Below are 19,702 nucleotides of genomic sequence, written 5' to 3'. Positions count from 1 at the left end.
GTCAGATGGCGGCGAAGGGCGGCGGGAAGGCTCCCGCCGCGTCCGTCATTCCCACTCGATCGTGCCCGGCGGCTTCGAGGTGATGTCGTAGGTCACCCGGTTGATGCCCTGCACCTCGTTGATGATCCGCGTTGCGGTCTCGCCGAGGAACTCGTGGGTGAAGGGGTAGTAGTCGGCCGTCATGCCGTCCACGCTCGTCACCGCGCGCAGCGCGCAGGCATAGTCGTAAGTCCGCCCGTCGCCCATCACGCCCACCGTGCGCACCGGCAGCAGCGCCACGAAGGCTTGCCAGATCTCGTCGTAAAGCCCGTGGCGGCGGATCTGGTCGATATAGACCGCATCCGCCTGCCGCAGGATCTCGAGCTTTTCGCGGGTGATCTCGCCGGGGCAGCGGATGGCGAGGCCGGGGCCGGGGAAGGGGTGACGGCCGATGAAGCTGTCGGGCAGGCCTAGTTCGCGGCCGAGCGCGCGGACCTCGTCCTTGAACAGCTCGCGCAGCGGCTCGACCAGCTTCAGGCCCATCTTCTCGGGCAGGCCGCCCACGTTGTGGTGCGACTTGATCGTGACCGAGGGACCGCCCGAGAAACTGACCGACTCGATCACATCCGGGTAAAGCGTGCCCTGCGCGAGGAAGGTGGCGCCGCCCACGTCGGCCGCGTGCTTCTGGAACACGTCGATGAAGAGCCGGCCGATGGTCTTGCGCTTCACCTCGGGGTCGCTGACGCCCTCGAGCGCGCCGAGGAACAGGTCGCTCTCGTCCGCGTGGATCAGCGGCATGTTGTAATGGTCGCGGAACATGGTGACCACCTGCTCGGCCTCGCCCAGCCGCAGAAGGCCGTGATCGACGAAGACGCAGGTCAGCTGGTCGCCGATGGCCTCGTGGATCAGCACCGCCGCCACCGAGGAATCGACCCCGCCCGACAGGCCGCAGATCACCTTTTGATCGCCCACTTGCGCGCGGATCTTCGCGATCGCCTCTTCGCGGTAGGCGCCCATGGTCCAGTCGCCATTGAAGCCCGCGAGCTTCACGAAATTCTCGTAGAGCTTCGCGCCCTTCGGCGTGTGGTGCACCTCGGGGTGGAACTGCACGGCGTAGAAGTGGCGCGCGGGGTCGGCGGTGATGGCGAAGGGCGCATTCGGCGAGGTGCCGAAGACCTGGAACCCCGGCGCGATCTGCGAGACATGGTCGCCGTGGCTCATCCAGACCTGCTCGCGCCCGTCCTCGAACCAGCCGTCGAGGATGGCGAGGCGGCCTTCCGCGGGCGTCACGAAGGCACGGCCGAACTCGGCGGTGCCGTGGCCGCGCTCCACCTTGCCGCCGAGGCAGTGCATCATCACCTGCTGGCCGTAGCAGATGCCGAGGATCGGCACCCCCATCTCGAAGACGCAGGCAGGCGGCATCGGCGCGCCCTCGGCAAAGACCGAGGAGGGGCCGCCCGAGAAGATCACGGCCTTGGGTGCGAAGCCCTTCAGGAAGGCTTCGGTCACGTTCTGATAGGGGTGGATCTCGCAATAGACGTTCAGCTCGCGCAGGCGGCGCGCGATGAGCTGGGTCACCTGCGACCCGAAGTCGATGATGAGAAGGCGGTCGTGCTGGGTCATGGCTTGCCATAGGCGGCAGAGGGTGACTCTGCAAGGGGGTGCGGCCGGTTTGGGGCGGGTGCGGGGCAGGGCGGCGGCGCTCGGACAGAGACTTTCGCATTTTTCGGCGCGGGGGCGCTTGACGCCGCCCGAGAGGCTGCGTAATACCCGCCTCACGTTCGGCGGCGACCGGACGGCGCACGCGGTTGTAGCTCAGTCGGTTAGAGTACCGGCCTGTCACGCCGGGGGTCGCGGGTTCGAGCCCCGTCAACCGCGCCACCGTCCGCCGCCGCCCGAACGTGAAAGAGATCGCGCGGTTGTAGCTCAGTCGGTTAGAGTACCGGCCTGTCACGCCGGGGGTCGCGGGTTCGAGCCCCGTCAACCGCGCCACTTCTTCCCACACACCAGTTCGCTTCCAAAGCACCTTGAAACGGCAGCGGCCGGTTCACTGTGCGGTCAGGCCGGCACTTGCCGAACCGACTGCGCCCGCGAGCCGAAGTCGTCCCGTGTCCTGGCCCGCGGCCTTGATGGCGCAGGTCCAAGGCGGGCGGGGGCCGGGGCGCCCCGCCTGCCGTGCCGCAGCTCAGAGCATCAGGCGGTAGCGCACATGGCCGTCGGTCGGGGTGAAGCTGTCATAGAGTTTGCGCGCCGTCGTGTTGCTCTCGTTGGTGTGCCAGTAGAGCCGGTGCCAGCCGCTCGCGCGTCCGATCCCGATCAGATCCTCGATCAGGGCGCGGCCGAGGCCAAGGCCCCGCGCCTCGGGCTCGAGATAGAGATCCTCGAGATAGCCGTCCGGGTGGATGCCCCAGGTCGAGATATGCGTGTGGTGCAGCGCGAAGCCGCGCACGCGCCCCTCGGTCACCGCAAGCCGCGCGGTCAGGGGCGAGGCGGGGTCCAGGATGCGCGCCCAGGTCGTGTTTATGACCTCGGGGGGGAGGGTCATCTGGTAGAAGGCCAGATAATCCCCCCAGAGGGCGCGGAAGGCGGCCTCGTCGGCCGCCGTGGCGGTGCGGATCGAGACGCTCACCCGGCGACCCGTGCGAGGACGCGGGCCCAGGAACGGATTCCCTTGTGGAAGCTCTCGAGGTCGTATTTCTCGTTCGGCGAGTGGATCTGGTCGTCGTCCTTGCCGAAACCGACCAGCATGGCGTCCATCCCGAGGATCGTCTGGAAATAGCCCGCGATCGGGATCGAGCCGCCGCAGCCGACGTAGGCGGCCGAGCGGCCCCATTCCTCGGTCAGGGCGGCGCGGGCCTGTTCGAAGGCGGGCGAGTCGGTGCGCATGTGGCCCGCGCGCGAATTGCCGTGGCCGTGGAACTCGACGCTGCAATCGGGCGGCAGCTTCGCGCGGACATGGGCGCGGAACGCCTCGCGGATCGCGTTGGGGTCCTGATCGCCCACAAGGCGGAAGCTGACCTTGGCATGGGCCTCGGCCGGCAGGACCGTCTTGAACCCCTCGCCGGTGTAGCCGCCCCAGATCCCGTTGATCTCGCAGGTCGGGCGCGACCAGATCATCTCGAGGGGCGTGCGGTCCTGCTCTCCGGCGGGTTGCGACAGGCCCACATCGCCGAGGAACCGCGCGTGGTCGAAGGCCAGGCCCTGCCACTGGGCGCGAATCGCCTCGGGCAACTCGGTCACGCCGTCGTAGAAGCCCGGCAGAGTCACGCGGCCGGTCTCGTCATGCAGGCCCGCAAGCACCTTCGTCAGCACCCGGATCGGGTTGATGGCGACGCCGCCATACATGCCGGAATGAAGGTCCTTCGAGGGCCCGCGCACCACCATCTCTTCGCCGAGCAGGCCCCTCAGCATGGTCACGATGGCGGGGGTGCGCGATTCGAACAGGCCCGTGTCGCAGATCAGCGCGAGGTCGGCCGTCAGCTCGTCCGCATTCTCCTTCATGAAGGGCACGAGAGAGGGAGAGCCCGATTCCTCCTCGCCCTCGAGGAAGATCGTCAACCGGCAGGGCAGGCGGCCGTGCTCGGCCTTCCAGGCGCGGCAGGCCTCGAGGAAGGTCATCAGCTGGCCCTTGTCGTCCGATGCGCCGCGGGCGCGGATGACCTGACCGGCCGGCGTCTCCTCGAGCGCCGGATCGAACGGGTCGCGATCCCAGAGCGACAGCGGATCGACGGGCTGCACGTCGTAGTGGCCGTAGAACAGCAGGTGCGGGCCGTCTCCAGGGGCGTGGGCCACCACCATCGGATGTCCGGGCGTCGCGCGCTTCGAGGCCTCGAACCCCAGCGAGGCGAGATCCGCCACCAGCCAGTCGGCCGCCGCGTCGCACTGGGCGGCATAGGCGGGATCCGTCGAGATCGAGGGAATCCGCAACAGCGCCATCAGCCGGTCCAGAGCCTCGGGGAGGCTGTTGTCGATCCGGGCGAGCACCGCGTCGAGCGTCATCTTGGGTCCTTCCTCATCGGGTTTGCCGCCCTCGGGCGGCCTTGCGGGCCTCATCGGGCCTTCCGGGCTGGCCCTGCCGGTGCGGCAGAGCGTCCCGCCCCCGTGTATGCGGCCGCACCGTCGGGGAAGTCAATTTCGAGGAAAGACCTCCGATCACAAGCTGCGGAGGCCCTGTGCAGCGGGGCCGGGGTGCGCTAAGAGGGCGGCCAACGATGAGGTGGCGGAGTCGAGGATGCGTCTGGCGATCATGGCAGCCCTCAGCCTTTCGGCGGCCGGGGCCGCCCTGGCCGAGCCGGTGACGGGCAGGCAGGCGGAGCGGATGCTCTTCGCGCCTCTCAAGGCCGAGGTCGAGATCCTGACCGTGGACTTCCTGTCCGCCAATGACGCAAGGCTGCTGCGGATGGTGGTGAGCGAACAGCCCTACTACGGCGCCGTCGCCCTGTCGCCCGAGGAGGGTCTCGCCTCCGAGGCGACCATCGCCGCCGCCAACCACCATTCGACCGAGGCTGCGGCCAAGGCGGCCCTCGCCGCCTGCGAGGAAAAACGCAAGGGGCGCCGGTCCTGCGAGATTGCGGCCTACATACGGCCCGCGGGCTGGAAGGCCCGCGCCCTCAGCCTATCCTCTGACGCAACCCGGGGGTTTGGGGCCGACTACGGGGCGCGCGGCCCGCGCGCCCTGGCGATCTCGCCCGCCACCGGCCGCTGGGGCCTCGGGCAGGGCGGGGCCGCGCAGCAGCAGGCGCTTCAGGCCTGCGCCAGCACCGGGGGCGCGCGGGACTGCGCGGTCGTGGTGGCCGATTGACGCAGGGACCAATGAACGGGTTTCAAATTGGCCGGTTCCAGACTTAGGATTTGATCCTCATCAAGGCCGCGGCGCGCCGAATTTTCATTATACACCCAGCTTGCCCGGCAGCCCGGGCGTCAGGGAGACGAAGATGGACTACAACCAGGCACTCGATACCGCTCTGAATCGGCTCCACACCGAGGGCCGGTACCGGACCTTCATCGACATCGAGCGGCGCAAGGGTGCCTTCCCGAAAGCCATGTGGCGCAAGCCCGACGGGAGCGAGAAGGAAATCACCGTCTGGTGCGGCAACGACTATCTCGGCATGGGCCAGCATCCGGTGGTGCTGGGCGCGATGCACGAAGCGCTCGAGAACACGGGCGCGGGCTCGGGCGGTACGCGCAACATCTCGGGCACGACGCTCTATCACAAGCGGCTCGAGGCCGAGCTGGCCGACCTGCACGGCAAGGAAGCCGCGCTGGTCTTCTCGTCGGCCTACATCGCCAACGACGCGACCCTCTCGACGCTTCCGCAGCTGATCCCGGGCCTCGTCATCGTCTCGGACAAGCTGAACCACGCCTCGATGATCGAGGGCATCCGCCGTTCGGGCACCGAGAAGCACATCTTCAAGCACAATGACCTCGACGACCTGCGCCGCATCCTCAGCTCGATCGGCAAGGGCCGGCCGATCCTCGTGGCCTTCGAGTCGGTCTATTCGATGGACGGCGACTTCGGCCAAATCAAGGAAATCTGCGACATCGCCGACGAGTTTGGCGCGCTGAAATACATCGACGAGGTGCACGCCGTCGGCATGTACGGCCCCCGCGGTGGCGGCGTGGCCGAGCGCGACGGGCTGATGGACCGGATCGACATCATCAACGGCACGCTGGGCAAGGCCTATGGCGTGTTCGGCGGCTATATCGCCGCTTCGGCGAAAATGTGTGACGCCGTGCGCTCTTACGCGCCGGGCTTCATCTTCTCGACCTCGCTGCCGCCGGTGGTGGCCGCCGGTGCGGCGGCTTCGGTGCGTCACCTCAAGGGCGACGTGGAGTTGCGCGAGAAGCACCAGACGGCTGCGAAGATCCTGAAGATGCGCCTGAAGGGCCTCGGCCTGCCGATCATCGACCACGGCTCGCACATCGTGCCGGTCCATGTCGGCGACCCGGTGCACTGCAAGATGATCTCGGACATGCTGCTCGAACATTTCGGCATCTACGTCCAGCCGATCAACTTCCCGACCGTGCCTCGCGGGACCGAGCGGCTGCGCTTCACGCCCTCGCCGGTGCATGATTCGGGGATGATCGATCACCTTGTGAAGGCCATGGATGTGCTCTGGCAGCACTGTGCGCTGAATCGCGCCGAGGTGGTTGCCTGACCGCTTCTGCGGATGCAAAGGTCTCTGCCCTGTGCTACTTCTGTCGGTACAGGATACCCTTGAGTCGGCGAGGAACCGGCCGGGGTGAAACGGGGCAGGGACGGGCAAACGCATGATCTGGCGGAGGAATCAACCTTCGACGGCCGAAGTCGACAAGCCGAAGGGTTTTGACGACTTCGAATTGCGGCTGGGCGATATCATGCGCGGTGAGCGCGCCACGCTCGGCAAGAGCCTGCTGGATGTTCAGCGCGAGCTCAAGATCAAGGCCACCTACATCGCCGCCATCGAGAACGCGGACATCTCGGCCTTCGAGACGCAGGGGTTCGTGGCCGGCTATGTGCGCTCCTACGCGCGCTATCTCGGGATGGACCCGGACGAGTCCTTCGCGCGCTTCTGCAAGGAAGCCAATTTCACCACCATGCACGGGATGGCGATCTCGGTGTCCGGCGCGCGCCGGGATGCGCAGTCGCGGACCCGCGCTGGTGGGGAGGTGCGCGATCCGCTGGCCGACCCGAACGCGCTCTTCGTGCCGCGGGGCGAGAGCGTCCTGGCGCGCATCGAGCCGGGCGCCGTGGGGTCGGTCTTCGTGCTGCTCGCGCTGATCGGCGGCATCGGCTATGGCGGCTGGTCCGTGCTGCAACAGGTGCAGCGCGTGCAGGTGGCCCCCGTTGATCATGCGCCGCAGGTCGTGGCCGAGGTCGATCCGCTGGGCAGCGTGAGCACGGTCGCGCCGCTGGTGCGGAGCGAGCCTGTGACGGATCTCGCCTCGGCCGATCCGGTGCAGCCCGACCTGATGGGCCGGCTCTATCGCCCGCAGGCGCAGGCGCTCGACGTGCCCGTGCTGGTGTCGCGGGATGGTCCGATCGCCGCGATCAATCCGCGGATGAGCGACAATGTGCAGCGGGCCTCGCTCGAGGTGGCGCCCGAGCCGGTTGCGGCCGCTCCGGTCGAGGAAGAGGTGCAGGTTGCCGAAGCGGCTCCGCCGACGGTGGAGCTTCTGGCCGTGCGGCCCTCCTGGGTGCGGGTGCAGGCCGCGGATGGCACCGTCCTGTTCGAGAAGATCCTCGACGCTGGCGAGCGGTTCGTCGTGCCGCAGATGGAGCAGCCGCCGGTCCTGCGGGCCGGAAACTCGGGCTCTCTCTACTTTGCCGTGAACGGCAAGACCTACGGTCCGTCGGCTCCGGGGGCGCAGGTCGTCAAGAATGTGGCGCTGTCGGCCGAGGCGCTGGTCGGCAAATATGCCATGGCCGACCTGACCGGGGACGCGGATCTGGCCCGTTACGCCACCGTCGCCCAGAACGAGACCCGCTGACGACCGGACCCGCTTGAACCGGCCGCCCTGTCTCGCCGCAGGTCGAGGCAGGGCATTTAAGCGCAGCCGGTTGTGCCGCTGCCTCGCCGGGTTTAAGTTGTCGGCGACCATCACCCGAGGTTTCCGCCCATGTCGCTGAATCATGTCCGCCCCTGGCGCAACATCCACCGCCGCAAGTCGCGGCAGATCATGGTGGGGAACGTTCCGGTGGGCGGCGATGCGCCGATCTCGGTGCAGACCATGACGAACACGATCACGGCCGACGCGCCGGCGACCATCGCGCAGGTGCTGCGCGCCGCCGAAGCCGGGGCCGACATCGTCCGCGTCTCGGTGCCCGACGAGGCCTCGACCCGCGCCCTCAAGGAGATCGTGGCGGCGAGCCCGGTCCCGATCGTGGCCGACATCCATTTCCACTACAAGCGTGCCATCGAGGCGGCCGAGGCGGGGGCGGCCTGTCTCAGGATCAACCCGGGCAACATCGGCGACGCCAGCCGGGTGCGCGAGGTCATCAAGGCCGCCCGTGACCACGGCTGCTCGATGCGGATCGGGGTGAACGCGGGCTCGCTCGAGAAGCATCTGCTCGACAAATACGGCGAGCCTTGCCCCGAGGCGATGGTCGAGTCGGGTCTCGACCATATCAAGATCCTCGAGGACAACGATTTCCACGAGTTCAAGATCTCGGTGAAGGCCTCCGATGTCTTCCTCGCCGCCGCGGCCTATCAGGCGCTGGCCGATGCGACGGACGCGCCGATCCATCTCGGGATCACCGAGGCAGGCGGGCTGACGGCGGGAACGGTGAAGTCGGCGGTGGGGCTCGGCAACCTCCTCTGGTCGGGGATCGGCGACACGCTGCGCGTCTCTCTCTCGGCCGATCCGGTCGAGGAGGTCAAGGTCGGCTACGAGATCCTCAAGTCGCTGGGCCTGCGCCACCGGGGCGTGACGATCATCTCCTGCCCCTCCTGCGCGCGGCAGGGGTTCGACGTGATCAAGACCGTGTCCGAACTCGAGGACCGCCTGGCGCATGTGACCACCTCGATGAGCCTCTCGATCATCGGCTGCGTGGTCAATGGTCCGGGCGAGGCGCTGATGACCGACATCGGCTTCACCGGCGGCGGCAATGGCTCGGGCATGGTCTATCTGGCCGGCAAGCAGAGCCACAAGCTCGGCAACGAGCGCATGATCGACGAGATCGTGAGCATGGTCGAGCGCCGGGCCGCCGAGATCGAGGCCGAGAAGAGCGCGGCGGCCGAGGCCGCCGAATAGGCGAGGCATTCACGCTTCGCGAAAAATGACCGGCATGAAAAAGGCGCCCTCTCAGGCGCCTTTCCTCATCGGGGCGGGGCTCAGCCCTTGCGCTGGCCCTCGACGATCTGGCGCATCCCGTCGAGCGGCACATAGCCGCGCACCATCGTCCGGTCGATGACAAAGGTCGGGGTCCCCGAGATCTCGAGCGTTTCGGCGAGCCGGTGGTTGGCCGCGATCACCGCCGTCACCTCCTCGTGATCCATCCGCTCGAGGATGGCGGCGCGGTCGAGCTTCATGTCGTCGGCGAGGCGGCCGAGCGCCTCCTTCGTCATGTCGCCGCGGAAGGAGATCAGCCGATCATGCGCCTGCTTGTAGGCCTCGTCGCCGGCGATCTGCCGCACCGCGATGGCGAACCGCGAGGCAAGCACGGATTCCTCGCCCAGGATCGGATATTCCTTCAGCACGAAGCGGATGTTGCCGTCGGACGTCACCAGCTCCTCGACCTCGGCGTTGGCCTTGCGGCAATAGCCGCAGCGGTAGTCGATGAACTCGACCACCGTCACATCGCCCTCGAGATTGCCGCCGGCCCAGCTGGCGGGATCGCGGTAGATCTCGTCCGAATGTTCCTCGAGGCGGGCGAGGTCGGCGTTGATCTGGTCAAGCTGCTGGCGCTGTTCGAGGGCGGCGAAGGCCTCCATCAGCACTTCGGGATTCTCGAGCAGATAGGCCCGGACCTCGGCGCGGAAGGCCTCGCGCTCGGCGGCGCTCATCTCGGCCTGTGCGGCAGGGGCAAGGGCGAGGGCGGCCGTCAGGGCAGCGGCACCGAGGGGGATCAGTCTCATCATGGGCTCCGGTTGGCGCGGGTCGCGGGGGCGGGTTGCGGATCAGGACAGGAACACCGATCCGGCCGCCTTGGCAACCGGATAAGCGCGAGGGTGGCGGCGGCCTGCCATTGACCTTCGCGCCCCGGTGTCTCAGGAACGGCAGGAAAAGTCTAAGAGGCGGAAGATGCGGGTTTCAAGGCGAGGGGCGGTCGATCCCTTTATCGTGATGGACGTGATGGAACAGGCCCGAACGCTGGAGGCCGCGGGCCGGTCGATCATCCACATGGAGGTGGGCCAGCCCGGAACGCCCGCGCCCGCGGGCGCGCGGGCGGCGCTGGCCCGGGCGATGGAAGCGGGGCCGCTCGGCTACACCGTGGCGCTTGGCCTGCCCGAACTGCGCAAGGGGATCGCGGACCTTTACCGCCGCTGGTACGGGGTGGAGCTGGACCCCAACCGCGTGGTGGTGACGGCGGGCTCGTCCTCGGCCTTCCTTCTGGCCTTCACCGCCCTCTTCGAGGCGGGCGACCGGGTGGCGCTCGGCGAGCCCGGCTATCCGAGCTACCGCCAGATCCTGCGCGCCCTGTCGCTGGAGCCGGTGGGCATCCCCACGCGGGACGAGAACCGCCTGCAGCCCGTGCCGGAGGATCTGGCAGGGGTGGCCGATCTTGCGGGGCTGATCGTGGCCTCGCCGGGCAACCCGTCGGGGACGATGCTCTCGCAGGAGGCGCTGGCGGCGCTGACGGGCCATTGCGCGGAACGCGCCATCGCCTTCATCTCGGACGAGATCTACCACGGGCTTGACTATGGCACGCGCGCGGTCTCGGCGCTCGAGATCACGGACGATGTCTATGTGATCAACTCCTTCTCCAAATATTTCTCGATGACCGGCTGGCGGCTGGGCTGGCTGGTGGTGCCCGAGGCGCATGTGCGCCCGATCGAGCGGCTGGCGCAGAACATGTTCATCTGTCCGCCCCACGCGAGCCAGATCGCGGCGCTGACGGCGCTGGACTGCATGGAGGAGCTTGAGGCCAACCGCATCGTCTATGCCGAGAACCGCCGCCTGATGCTGGAGGGGCTGCCGAAGGCCGGCTTCACCCGCTTCGCTCCGCCGGACGGGGCCTTCTATGTCTATGCCGACGTGTCGGACCTGACGGACGACAGCCTGGCCTTCGCGGCCGAGATCCTGCGCGAGGCGGGGGTGGCGGTGACGCCCGGCCTCGATTTCGACCCGGTGCGCGGGGCGCGGACGCTGCGCTTTTCCTACGCGCGGGCGACGGAGGACATCGTCGAGGGATTGCGGCGGCTCGAGGCCTTCATGGCGGCGCGCCGGGGCTGACCGTCGGAGCCTCCGGCGGGGATATTTGGACCAGCGTGAAAGGACGCGGATGGAGATCCTGAGACTGGTGCGCGGCCGGCTGGCGCTGCTCGTCGTGGTGCTGGCGACGTTGGTCGGGCCAACGGGTGCGGCGCAGGAGCTGACGGGGCTCGCCCGGCTCGATGCCGGCGCGTCGCGGATCGCCGGAAGCGGCTGGAGCGGCGTCTCGGTCGAGCTGCGGCTGAGCCAGCCGGTGCCGTGGCGCGTGCGGGTGATGGACGGGCCGCCGCGGCTGGTGATGGATTTCCGCGAGGTCGAGTTCGGCCCCGTCGAGGCACTGGCGAAGACCACGGATCGGGTCAGGGAGGTGCGGGCCGGCGCGTTCCGGCCCGGCTGGTCGCGACTGGTGATGGAGCTGGCGGGGCCGATGGTGGTGGAGACGGCCGGAATGCGCACGGGGGAGGGCGCGCGCATCGCGGTCACGCTGCGCAAGGCGGATGCGGCGGAGTTCGCGGCGCGGGCGGGCGCGGCCGAGCCGCCGGGCTGGGCGTTGCCGCGCGCGGCGGACCTGCCCCGGAGGGCGCAGGGGTCTGGCCCTCTGACGGTCGTCCTCGATCCCGGCCATGGTGGCATCGATCCCGGCGCCGAGCGCGGGGGCATCAGCGAGGCGAGCCTGATGCTGACGCTGGCGCGCGAGCTGAAGGAGGCGTTGCTGCGCGACGGCACGTTCCGCGTGGCGATGACGCGGGAGGAGGATGTGTTCGTGCCGCTCGAGGCGCGCATCACGCGGGCGCGGGCGGCGGGCGGGCAGGTGTTCGTCTCGCTTCATGCCGATGCGATTGCGGAGGGCGAGGCGGTGGGGGCCACGCTCTACACGCTGGCCGAGGAGGCTTCGGACGCGGCGGCCGCGGCGCTGGCCGAGCGGCACGACCGCGACGATCTGCTGGCGGGGATCGACCTGACCGGCCACGACGATCTGGTGGCGGGCGTGCTGATGGATCTGGCCCGCACCGAGACCGGGCCGCGCAACGAGCGGCTGGCGCTGGCGCTCGAGGCCGCCATCAAGGGTCAGGGCCTGGCCATGCACCGCCATCCCCGGCAGGCCGCCAGCTTCTCGGTGCTGAAGTCGCCGGACATGCCCTCGATCCTCGTCGAGACCGGCTTCATGTCGAGCGACGCCGATCTTGCACGGCTGCGCGATCCCGCCTGGAGGGCGCGGATGATCGCGGCGCTGGTGGACGGACTGAAAGGCTGGGCGCGCGAGGATGCCGCGCTGAAGGAGATGCTGCGGCGCTGATCGCGAAAACGCGAAGCGGCGGCCGAGGGCAGGTTTTGCCCTTCCGGTCGCCGGCGTGTATAAGGGCGCCAACCAGAGGGGGCACCGCCATTGTTCAGGTTCGTAGGCTCGGTCTTCGGGGCCATCTTCACCGCGATCACGCTGGGCCTGCTGGCGCTGGCGCTGACCCTGGGTGCGGTGTTCTGGATGTATTCCCGCGACCTGCCGAGCCATGAGAGTCTTGCGCAATACAGCCCTCCCACGATCAGCCGGATCTATTCGGGCGAAGGGCGGATCATCGACGAATTCGCGCAGGAGAGGCGGATCTTCGCGCCGATCGAGGAGATCCCGGATCTGGTCAAGAACGCCTTCATCTCGGCCGAGGACAAGAACTTCTACAGCCACCACGGCTATGACGCCCGCGGGATCGCCGTGGCCGCCTTCGAGGCGGTGCGCTCGCGCGGGCAGAACGTGCGCGGCGCCTCGACCATCACCCAGCAGGTGATGAAGAACTTCCTGCTGTCGGGAGACCGGACGGGCGAGCGCAAGATCAAGGAGATCATCCTCGCGACCCGGATCGAGGAGACGCTGCCCAAGGACAAGATCCTCGAACTCTATCTGAACGAGATCTTCCTCGGCCAGAACAGCTACGGGGTGGCGGCGGCGGCCCAGACCTATTTCAACAAGACGCTCTCGCAACTGACCCCGGCCGAGGCCGCGACACTGGCCTCGATGCCGCAGGCGCCCAGCCAGTATCATCCGGTGCGGGCGAAGGAGCGGCTGACCCAGCGGCGCAATTACGTCCTGCGCGAGATGTTCGAGAACGGCTACATCGACGAGGCGACGCTGACCTCGTCTCTGAACGAGCCGCTGCGCTCGGTGCAGAACGGCGATTATCCCGCCTTCCGCGAGGCGCTGCCCCCGCGCGACTATTTCACCGACGAGATCCGTCGGCAGCTCTCGTCCGAGTTCGGCGAGCAGGAGTTCTTTGGCGGTGGCCTGACGATCCGCGCCACCATTGACCGCGAGCTTCAGGAGCAGGCGGCGGCGGCGCTGCGCGAGGGCCTCGAGAAGTATGACCGCAGCCTCGGGATCTGGCGCGGCACCCGGCAGGTGATCCCGGCCGAGCGGCTCGGCTCGGAGGCCGACTGGCGCGCGGCGCTGGCCGAGACGCCTGTGCCGCGCGACGTGCCGGGCTGGCATCCGGCCGTGGTGCTCGAGGTGGGCGACAGCTCCGCCCGGATCGGCATCGAGGGCGTCGAGGAGGACGAGGACGGCCACTACATCCCCGCCGAGGACGTGACGTGGGCGCGCAAGCGGCAGGCGGATGGCCGGCTCGGCCGCAAGGCGCAGTCGGCGGGCGATCTGGTCGCGGTCGGGGATGTCGTTCTGGTGCGCGGGCTCAAGGCCGAGGACGGCAGCGTGCGCCGCTGGTCGCTGCGGCAGGTGCCCGAGGTTCAGGGCGCCTTCATGGCGATGGATGTGAACTCGGGCCGGGTGCTCGCGATGCAGGGCGGCTTCAGCTACCAGTATTCCGTCTTCAACCGCGCCACGCAGGCCACGCGCCAGCCGGGTTCGAGCTTCAAGCCCTTCGTCTATGCGACGGCGCTGGATTCAGGGTTCACCCCGGCCACCATCGTCATCGACGCCCCCATCGAGGTGCAGACCGCACAGGGTCTCTGGACGCCCAAGAACGCCTCGGGGAAATACTACGGGCCGACGCCGCTGCGCACGGGGGTCGAGCAGTCGCGGAACCTGATGACCGTCCGCATCGCTCAGGAGATCGGCATGGACACCGTGGCCTCCTATGCCGAGCGTTTCGGGGTCTATGACCGGATGGGGCAGTTCCTCGCCAACGCTCTCGGTGCGGAAGAGACGACGCTGTTCAAGATGGTGGCGGCCTACGCCATGTTCGCCAATGGCGGCGAGCGGGTGCAGCCCACCCTCGTGGACCGGGTGCAGGACCGCTTCGGGCGCACGATCTATCGCCATGACCAGCGGATCTGCGAGGATTGCGCCCAGCCGCTGCTGCCTGATGGCCGCGCGCCGCGCATCACCTCCAAGCGCGAGCGGGTGATGGATGCGATCACCGCCTATCAGCTCACCTCGATGATGGAAGGCGTGGTCAAGCGCGGCACGGGGCGGGGGATCAACCTGCCGGTGCCGGTGGCGGGCAAGACCGGCACCACGAACGACGCCAAGGATGTCTGGTTCATTGGCTACACCTCGAACATCGTGGCGGGCTGCTACATCGGCTACGACCAGCCGCGGTCGATGGGCTCGGCCTCGGGCGGTGGTTTCTGCGGCCCGGTGTTCCAGAGCTTCATGAGCAAGGCGGTGCAGAAATACGGCGGCTCCGAATTCCGCGTGCCGCCGGGCGGCTATTTCATCAAGATCGACCGCTTCACCGGGGCCCGGCTGCCCGACGACGCGACCGGCGACAACGTGGTGGCCGAGTATTTCCGCCAGGGCGAGGATCCGGTTTTCGGCATGGGCGCCTGGGTCGACGGCGGCTTTGCCATGGGATCGAACCTGCCGCTCTTCGCCTATGGTGAGGATGAAACCGAGCAGGGCTCGACCGTCACGACCGCCACGGGCGAGCGGAAGGTCATCCCCAGGAAAGCCGATTTCGGCACGCTCAGTTCGGGCGGTCTCTACTGACCCGGCCCCTCCTTGCAGGCGCGGCCCGGCCTTGCCCGGTCCGCGCCTTCGCGCTATCACCCCCGCCTGAACCGATCGAGGACATCCGCCCATGCGCACCGAGACCCAGAACCATGTCGAGGCCATCAAGCGCTCGCTCGAGCTTCTGGGCCAGCGCATGGATCTCGAGACCGCGCCGCATCGTCTGGAAGAGTTCGACGCGATGATCGAGGACGGCAACCTCTGGAACGACCCGGCACGGGCGCAGAAGCTGATGCGCGAGCGGCAGCAGCTGATGGACCAGCTCTCGACCTATCGGCTGATCGACACCGGCCTGCGCGACAATGTCGAGCTGATCGAACTGGGCGAGGCCGAGGGCGACACCGAGATCGTGACCGAGGCCGAGGCCGCGATCCGCACCCTGGTCGAGACCGCGCGCGCCAAGGAGCTTGAGGCGCTGCTCGACGGCGAGGCGGACGGCAACGACACGTTCCTCGAGATCAACGCGGGCGCGGGCGGCACCGAAAGCTGCGACTGGGCCTCGATGCTGGCGCGGATGTATGTCCGCTGGGCCGAGCGCAAGGGCTACAAGGTGGAGCTGCAGTCGGAATCGGCGGGCGAAGAGGCGGGGATCAAGTCGGCCGCCTACAAGATCTCGGGGCCGAACGCCTATGGCTGGCTGAAATCGGAAAGCGGGGTGCACCGGCTGGTGCGGATCTCGCCTTACGACTCGGCGGCGCGGCGGCACACCTCCTTCTCGTCCGTCTGGGTCTATCCGGTGGTGGACGACAACATCGAGATCGAGATCCCGGCGAACGAGATCCGCATCGACACCTATCGCTCGTCCGGCGCGGGCGGGCAGCACGTCAACACCACCGACTCGGCGGTGCGGATCACCCACCTGCCGACGAACATCGTCGTGACCTCGTCGATGAAGTCGCAGCACCAGAACCGCGAGGCCGCGATGAACGCGCTGAAGGCGCGGCTCTACCAGATGGAGCTGGACAAGCGGAACGCCGCGATCAACGCCCAGCACGAGGCCAAGGGCGAGGCGGGCTGGGGCAACCAGATCCGCTCCTATGTGCTGCAGCCCTACCAGATGGTGAAGGACCTGCGCACCGGCGTCGAAACCTCGGACACGCAGGGCGTGCTCGACGGCGACCTCGACCGCTTCATGCAGGCGACGCTGGCGCAGGACGTGGCCGGCAAGAGCCGCGCCGAGGCGAACGCCGAGGGCTGAGGCGGGGAATCTCCTGCCGCCAGCCGCGGACATCTTCTCATCATGTCATACGAAAAGCTGAGGTGCAGAATCATCTTGGCGCTGAACGGCACCTGAGCTTACGCTTCTCCCTACGAGATGGAGGAGCCTCGGAATGTCGCAAAGCTACTTGGAACCCGCTTCGGCGGTCCCGGAGGTGCGTGTGCTCACCCCCGAAGATCTGCGGACTGCGCTCTTTGCCGGGATGCGGGACTTCCGCCGCGCCCCGGCCTTTGGCCTGTTCTTCTCGGCCGTCTATGTGATCTGCGGCTGGATCATCCTCATCGCCCTCACGACGAGCGGCAACTTCTGGTGGATCCTGCCTGCGGCCGCGGGCTTTCCGATCCTTGGCCCGTTCATCGCCTGCGGCCTCTATGAGGTGAGCCGCCGGCTGGAACTTGACCTGCCGCTTCGGTGGGGGCAGGTGCTCGGCGTGGTCGTGGCGCAGAAGGACCGCCAGATCCCCTCGATGGCGGCCGTGGTGGTGATCTTCTTCCTGTTCTGGAACTTCCTGTCGCACATGGTCTTCGCGCTGTTCATGGGGATGCAGCCCATCGTGAACATCTCGAGTTCCCTCGACAGTTTCATGACCGCAAACGGGCTGACCCTGCTGGCGGTCGAGATGCTGATCGGGGCCGTCTTTGCCAGCATCCTGTTCTCGATCACGGTGGTCAGCCTACCCCTGCTGCTCGACCGGGAGATGGATTTCGTGACGGCCATGATCACGAGCGTTCAGGTGGTGCAGGCCAATCCGGTGCTGATGCTGTCCTGGGGTGTCACCATTGGCGGCATCCTGTTCTTCGCCATGCTGCCCGGGTTCCTGGGGCTTCTGGTGGCGCTACCGGTGCTGGGCCACGCCACCTGGCATCTCTATCGGCTGGCGCTCGACTGACAGGCACCCGGCCGCCCTGTCGGCGGCCGGGGCCGTTCATCCGGCAACGCAGGAACGCGGCGCAACCGGTTGAAACGAAGAAGGGCGCCGCGTGGGCGCCCTTGGTCTATAGGTCCGACGGCGAAGACGGATCAGTGGTCGGCGGGTTTCGCGGCCTGCGGAGCCGGAGCCGCCGCCGCCGGAGCGCCGGGCTTGCCGCTCTGGAGCGGGTCTTCCTGGCGCTGGACCGACCCTTCGAAATGGGCGCCGGATTCGATGGCGATGGTCTTGTGAATGATGTCGCCCTCGACGCGGGCGGTCGAGGTGAGGCGCACCTTCAGGCCGCGCACGCGGCCGATCACGCGGCCGTTCACCACGATGTCATCGGCCATGATCTCGCCGCGGATCGTGGCGCTTTCGCCCACGGTCAGAAGATGGGCGCGAATGTCACCCTCCACCGTGCCTTCCACCTGGATGTCGCCGGTGGTGCGGAGGTTTCCGACCACCGTCAGGTCCGAGGACAGGACCGAGGCGGAGGGCTTGGGCTTGGGCGCACCGGGCGCGAAGTCGGTCGAGGATTTCTGCACGGGAGCTTCCTGATTCTTCGGCCTGTCGGCCTCGCCCTGCTTGGGTCCGGGCTCGTTGATTCTGCTCTTAGAAAACATCTTTCGCCGCCTTGATGAAGGTCATCGGGTTGACGGGAGTCCCGTCCACGCGGACCTCATAGTGGAGATGGGTGCCGGTGGACCGGCCTGTAGAGCCCATATCACCGATCCGGTCCCCGCGCGATACCCTTTGTCCCTTGTCGACCCGGATTTGGGACAGGTGGCCATAGACGGTCTGGATGCCGAAGTCGTGGCGGATCTTGATCACCCGGCCGTAGCCGCTGGCCCAGCCGGCCTGAATCACCACGCCGTCGGCGGTCGCGTAGATCGGGCTGCCGCTGGCGCCGGCCATGTCGATCCCCTCGTGGCGGCGCTTGCCGCGCCCGAACGGGTCGTCGCGCCCGCCAAAGCCCGAGGTGTAGCGGAAGGCGGTCTTGACCGGCATCGCGAAGGGCGCCTTGGTGGCGGCCAGCCGGTAGAGGTTCATCCGGTCGAGGCCGTTCAGGATCTCGTTGGCCCGGCGCTCCTCGGGCGTGAGGTCGCCGCCCATCGTCGAGACGGTCAGCTTCGACAGCGGCCCGCCCTGACCCGAATAGCCGCGGCGGACCTGGTTCAGAAGCGACTCGGTCGAGAGGCCCGCGGCGCGGAACATCTTGTCCAGCGGCTCCATCGAGACGGTCACCGCCTCTTCGAGGCGGGCGAAGATCAGGTCGTTGCGCGCCTGCAGTTCGGCCTTCTGCTGAAGGACCTATTCGGTCTCTTCCTTGGCGAGCAGCACGGCATTGGCCATGTCGTCGCGCTGGCGGGCGAGGGCGGCGAGCGCCGACGACACCTGTTCGAGCGTCGCCTCGGCATCGGCCATCCGCGAGCCGTCGGTGCGCGCCGAGCCGGTCTGCTCGGCCAGCGCAAGCGTCATGCGCTCGGTCTGGGCGCGGGCCTCGTCGCGTTCGTCGATGGTGCGGATCAGCGTGTCCTGCAACACCTCGATCCCGGTCTCGAGTTCCTTGCGCCGATCCTCGGTGGCGAGGAGCGCGGTCTGCATCTTCGAGACCTCGGCCAGGGCGAGGTTGAACCGCTCCTGCGCGCGCACGGCCTCATCGGCGCGGCGGTCCCGGTCGGCGGACAGGGCATTGAGGCGGGATTCATAGAGCGCCTGCCGGCGCTGGGTCTGGTCGCGGGTGTTTCCGGCGGCGACCGAATCCATCAGCACGATGGAGGTGGCCAGAATCGTCCAGCTTACGAGGAGGGTGCCGCCCGCCAGCGCGGCGAGCTGGGTCACGGGTCGGAGGCGGATGAAGCGCGTATCGCTATCGGATTTCAGGAAGAGCCGCTTCTCCGGCAGGATACGCTCAAGGCTCGAATGGATCCGATAATGAAGTCGCGTCAGCACCGGTCAGTCCCGTTTGTTGTTTCGCGGTGACGAACCTTGGCCGGCTCTGGGGCCGGCTTCCTGTCCCCGCAGACTGACTAGCCAGCGGGGGGCAGGGGTGCAACCGATTTGACCAATAGGGGGATGCTGAAGGCGGAACCTTGCCTGAATGGGCGAAAACTCGCCGATAGCGGGAAAGTTCCGTCGCTTGTGGAAAAAGATCGGCGAAAGGCCGCGCATGGGCGGGTTGCGCCGGCGGCCTCCGGTGCGCCCGGCCGCGGCCGGGATGAAGGCTGCCCTGTGCGCGCTGCGAGGTCAGAGTTCGCGTGCGGCGGCCAGCACCTCGGCCGCATGGCCGCGGGCCGAGACCTTGCGCCAGACGCGGGCGATCCGGCCCTCGCCGTCGATCAGGAAGGTCGAACGCTCGATCCCCATGTAGGTCTTGCCGTACATGTTCTTCTCCTTCCACACGCCGTAGTCCTCGGCGGTGGAGGCGCCCTCGTCCGAGGCGAGGATGATTCCCAGCCCGTGCTTGGCGCAGAACCGGTCGTGCGACTTGACGCTGTCCTTCGAGATGCCGATCACGGTCGCGCCGATCTCGGCGAACTGGGCGGCGAGGGCGGTGAACTCCTGCGCCTCGAGCGTGCAGCCGGACGTGTCATCCTTGGGGTAGAAATAGACGACCGCCTTGCCCGGCTTCAGGGCCGAGAGAGAGACGGTGCTGCCGCCATCGCGCGGCAGGGTGAAATCGGGGGCGGGCTGGCCTGCGTCGATCATGGGCGGCTCCTTGCTGAGGGATGGGTCACGGCAGTTTTAGTTGTCCGACAGTGTCGGTAAAGGCAAGCCTGTG

Annotated in this window: 15 protein-coding genes, 2 tRNA genes and 1 pseudogene; 11 read left to right on the top strand and 7 right to left on the bottom strand. The window is 68.0% G+C overall.

Translation table 11 applies throughout. The features are described from left to right. Window positions 1-45: 45 nt before the first annotated feature. Window positions 46-1,602, bottom strand: a complete 1,557-nt coding sequence (gene guaA / locus LV780_RS08225; protein ID WP_108220563.1) for a glutamine-hydrolyzing GMP synthase — start codon at window positions 1,600-1,602, stop codon at window positions 46-48. 181 nt (window positions 1,603-1,783) lie between these two features. On the opposite strand from guaA, the gene LV780_RS08220 reads away from it, so the two are divergent. Together LV780_RS08220 and LV780_RS08215 are read left to right on the top strand one after the other, a co-directional pair. Further along, window positions 1,784-1,860 (top strand) — tRNA-Asp (locus tag LV780_RS08220). Window positions 1,861-1,894: 34 nt separating this feature from the next. Further along, window positions 1,895-1,971 (top strand) — tRNA-Asp (locus LV780_RS08215). A gap of 193 nt (window positions 1,972-2,164) precedes the next feature. Here LV780_RS08215 and LV780_RS08210 read toward each other — a convergent pair. Beyond that, window positions 2,165-2,608, bottom strand: coding sequence for a GNAT family N-acetyltransferase (locus tag LV780_RS08210; protein ID WP_101341001.1), 444 nt, complete (start codon window positions 2,606-2,608; stop codon window positions 2,165-2,167). Further along, window positions 2,605-3,978: a M20/M25/M40 family metallo-hydrolase gene (locus LV780_RS08205; RefSeq protein WP_108220564.1), complete on the bottom strand. Its 1,374-nt coding sequence runs from the start codon at window positions 3,976-3,978 to the stop codon at window positions 2,605-2,607. Before LV780_RS08205 ends, LV780_RS08210 begins: the two co-directional genes overlap by 4 nt. Before the next feature lie 232 nt (window positions 3,979-4,210). On the opposite strand from LV780_RS08205, the gene LV780_RS08200 reads away from it, so the two are divergent. The 4 genes from LV780_RS08200 to ispG all read left to right on the top strand — a co-directional run bounded on the left by LV780_RS08200 (window position 4,211) and on the right by ispG (window position 8,712). Further along, entirely contained in the window at window positions 4,211-4,780 is a 570-nt protein-coding gene (locus tag LV780_RS08200; protein ID WP_108220565.1) for a 5-aminolevulic acid synthase, read from the top strand. 133 nt (window positions 4,781-4,913) lie between these two features. Beyond that, window positions 4,914-6,137: a 5-aminolevulinate synthase gene (hemA, locus tag LV780_RS08195; RefSeq protein ID WP_011908876.1), complete on the top strand. Its 1,224-nt coding sequence runs from the start codon at window positions 4,914-4,916 to the stop codon at window positions 6,135-6,137. Window positions 6,138-6,249: 112 nt separating this feature from the next. After that, window positions 6,250-7,449: a helix-turn-helix domain-containing protein gene (locus LV780_RS08190; RefSeq protein WP_011908875.1), complete on the top strand. Its 1,200-nt coding sequence runs from the start codon at window positions 6,250-6,252 to the stop codon at window positions 7,447-7,449. A 129-nt stretch (window positions 7,450-7,578) separates the two neighbouring features. Then, window positions 7,579-8,712, top strand: a complete 1,134-nt coding sequence (gene ispG / locus LV780_RS08185) for a flavodoxin-dependent (E)-4-hydroxy-3-methylbut-2-enyl-diphosphate synthase (RefSeq protein ID WP_011908874.1) — start codon at window positions 7,579-7,581, stop codon at window positions 8,710-8,712. An 80-nt stretch (window positions 8,713-8,792) separates the two neighbouring features. On the opposite strand, the gene LV780_RS08180 is transcribed toward ispG, so the two are convergent. Then, on the bottom strand, window positions 8,793-9,536 hold the full coding sequence (locus LV780_RS08180) for a DsbA family protein (protein ID WP_011908873.1): 744 nt from the start codon (window positions 9,534-9,536) through the stop codon (window positions 8,793-8,795). Window positions 9,537-9,702: 166 nt separating this feature from the next. On the opposite strand from LV780_RS08180, the gene LV780_RS08175 reads away from it, so the two are divergent. From LV780_RS08175 to LV780_RS08155, 5 genes are all read left to right on the top strand, one after another. Next, window positions 9,703-10,854: a pyridoxal phosphate-dependent aminotransferase gene (locus tag LV780_RS08175; RefSeq protein ID WP_108220566.1), complete on the top strand. Its 1,152-nt coding sequence runs from the start codon at window positions 9,703-9,705 to the stop codon at window positions 10,852-10,854. A 49-nt stretch (window positions 10,855-10,903) separates the two neighbouring features. After that, a complete protein-coding gene (locus LV780_RS08170; protein WP_108220567.1) occupies window positions 10,904-12,130 on the top strand; it encodes an N-acetylmuramoyl-L-alanine amidase in 1,227 nt (408 codons plus the stop codon). Between the two features lie 90 nt (window positions 12,131-12,220). Continuing rightward, entirely contained in the window at window positions 12,221-14,770 is a 2,550-nt protein-coding gene (locus tag LV780_RS08165) for a penicillin-binding protein 1A (protein WP_108220568.1), read from the top strand. A 91-nt stretch (window positions 14,771-14,861) separates the two neighbouring features. Then, on the top strand, window positions 14,862-15,989 hold the full coding sequence (gene prfB / locus LV780_RS08160; protein ID WP_011908869.1) for a peptide chain release factor 2: 1,128 nt from the start codon (window positions 14,862-14,864) through the stop codon (window positions 15,987-15,989). Between the two features lie 133 nt (window positions 15,990-16,122). Then, window positions 16,123-16,899, top strand: coding sequence for a DUF2189 domain-containing protein (locus LV780_RS08155; RefSeq protein WP_011908868.1), 777 nt, complete (start codon window positions 16,123-16,125; stop codon window positions 16,897-16,899). A 131-nt stretch (window positions 16,900-17,030) separates the two neighbouring features. On the opposite strand, the gene LV780_RS08150 is transcribed toward LV780_RS08155, so the two are convergent. From LV780_RS08150 to LV780_RS08135, 3 genes and pseudogenes are all read right to left on the bottom strand, one after another. Next, window positions 17,031-17,543: a bactofilin family protein gene (locus tag LV780_RS08150; protein WP_108220569.1), complete on the bottom strand. Its 513-nt coding sequence runs from the start codon at window positions 17,541-17,543 to the stop codon at window positions 17,031-17,033. Beyond that, window positions 17,533-18,873 (bottom strand): annotated as a pseudogene (locus tag LV780_RS08140) (DUF5930 domain-containing protein). Before LV780_RS08140 ends, LV780_RS08150 begins: the two are co-directional and overlap by 11 nt. Window positions 18,874-19,167: 294 nt before the next feature. Further along, window positions 19,168-19,629, bottom strand: a complete 462-nt coding sequence (locus tag LV780_RS08135; RefSeq protein WP_101341010.1) for a peroxiredoxin — start codon at window positions 19,627-19,629, stop codon at window positions 19,168-19,170. Window positions 19,630-19,702 lie beyond the last annotated feature (73 nt).

Origin of the sequence: Cereibacter azotoformans, assembly GCF_021391315.1 — a bacterium.
Classification (GTDB): domain Bacteria; phylum Pseudomonadota; class Alphaproteobacteria; order Rhodobacterales; family Rhodobacteraceae; genus Cereibacter_A; species Cereibacter_A azotoformans.
Note: the sequence above shows the minus strand (reverse complement) of the source record. Positions and strands in the feature narration are given on the sequence as shown.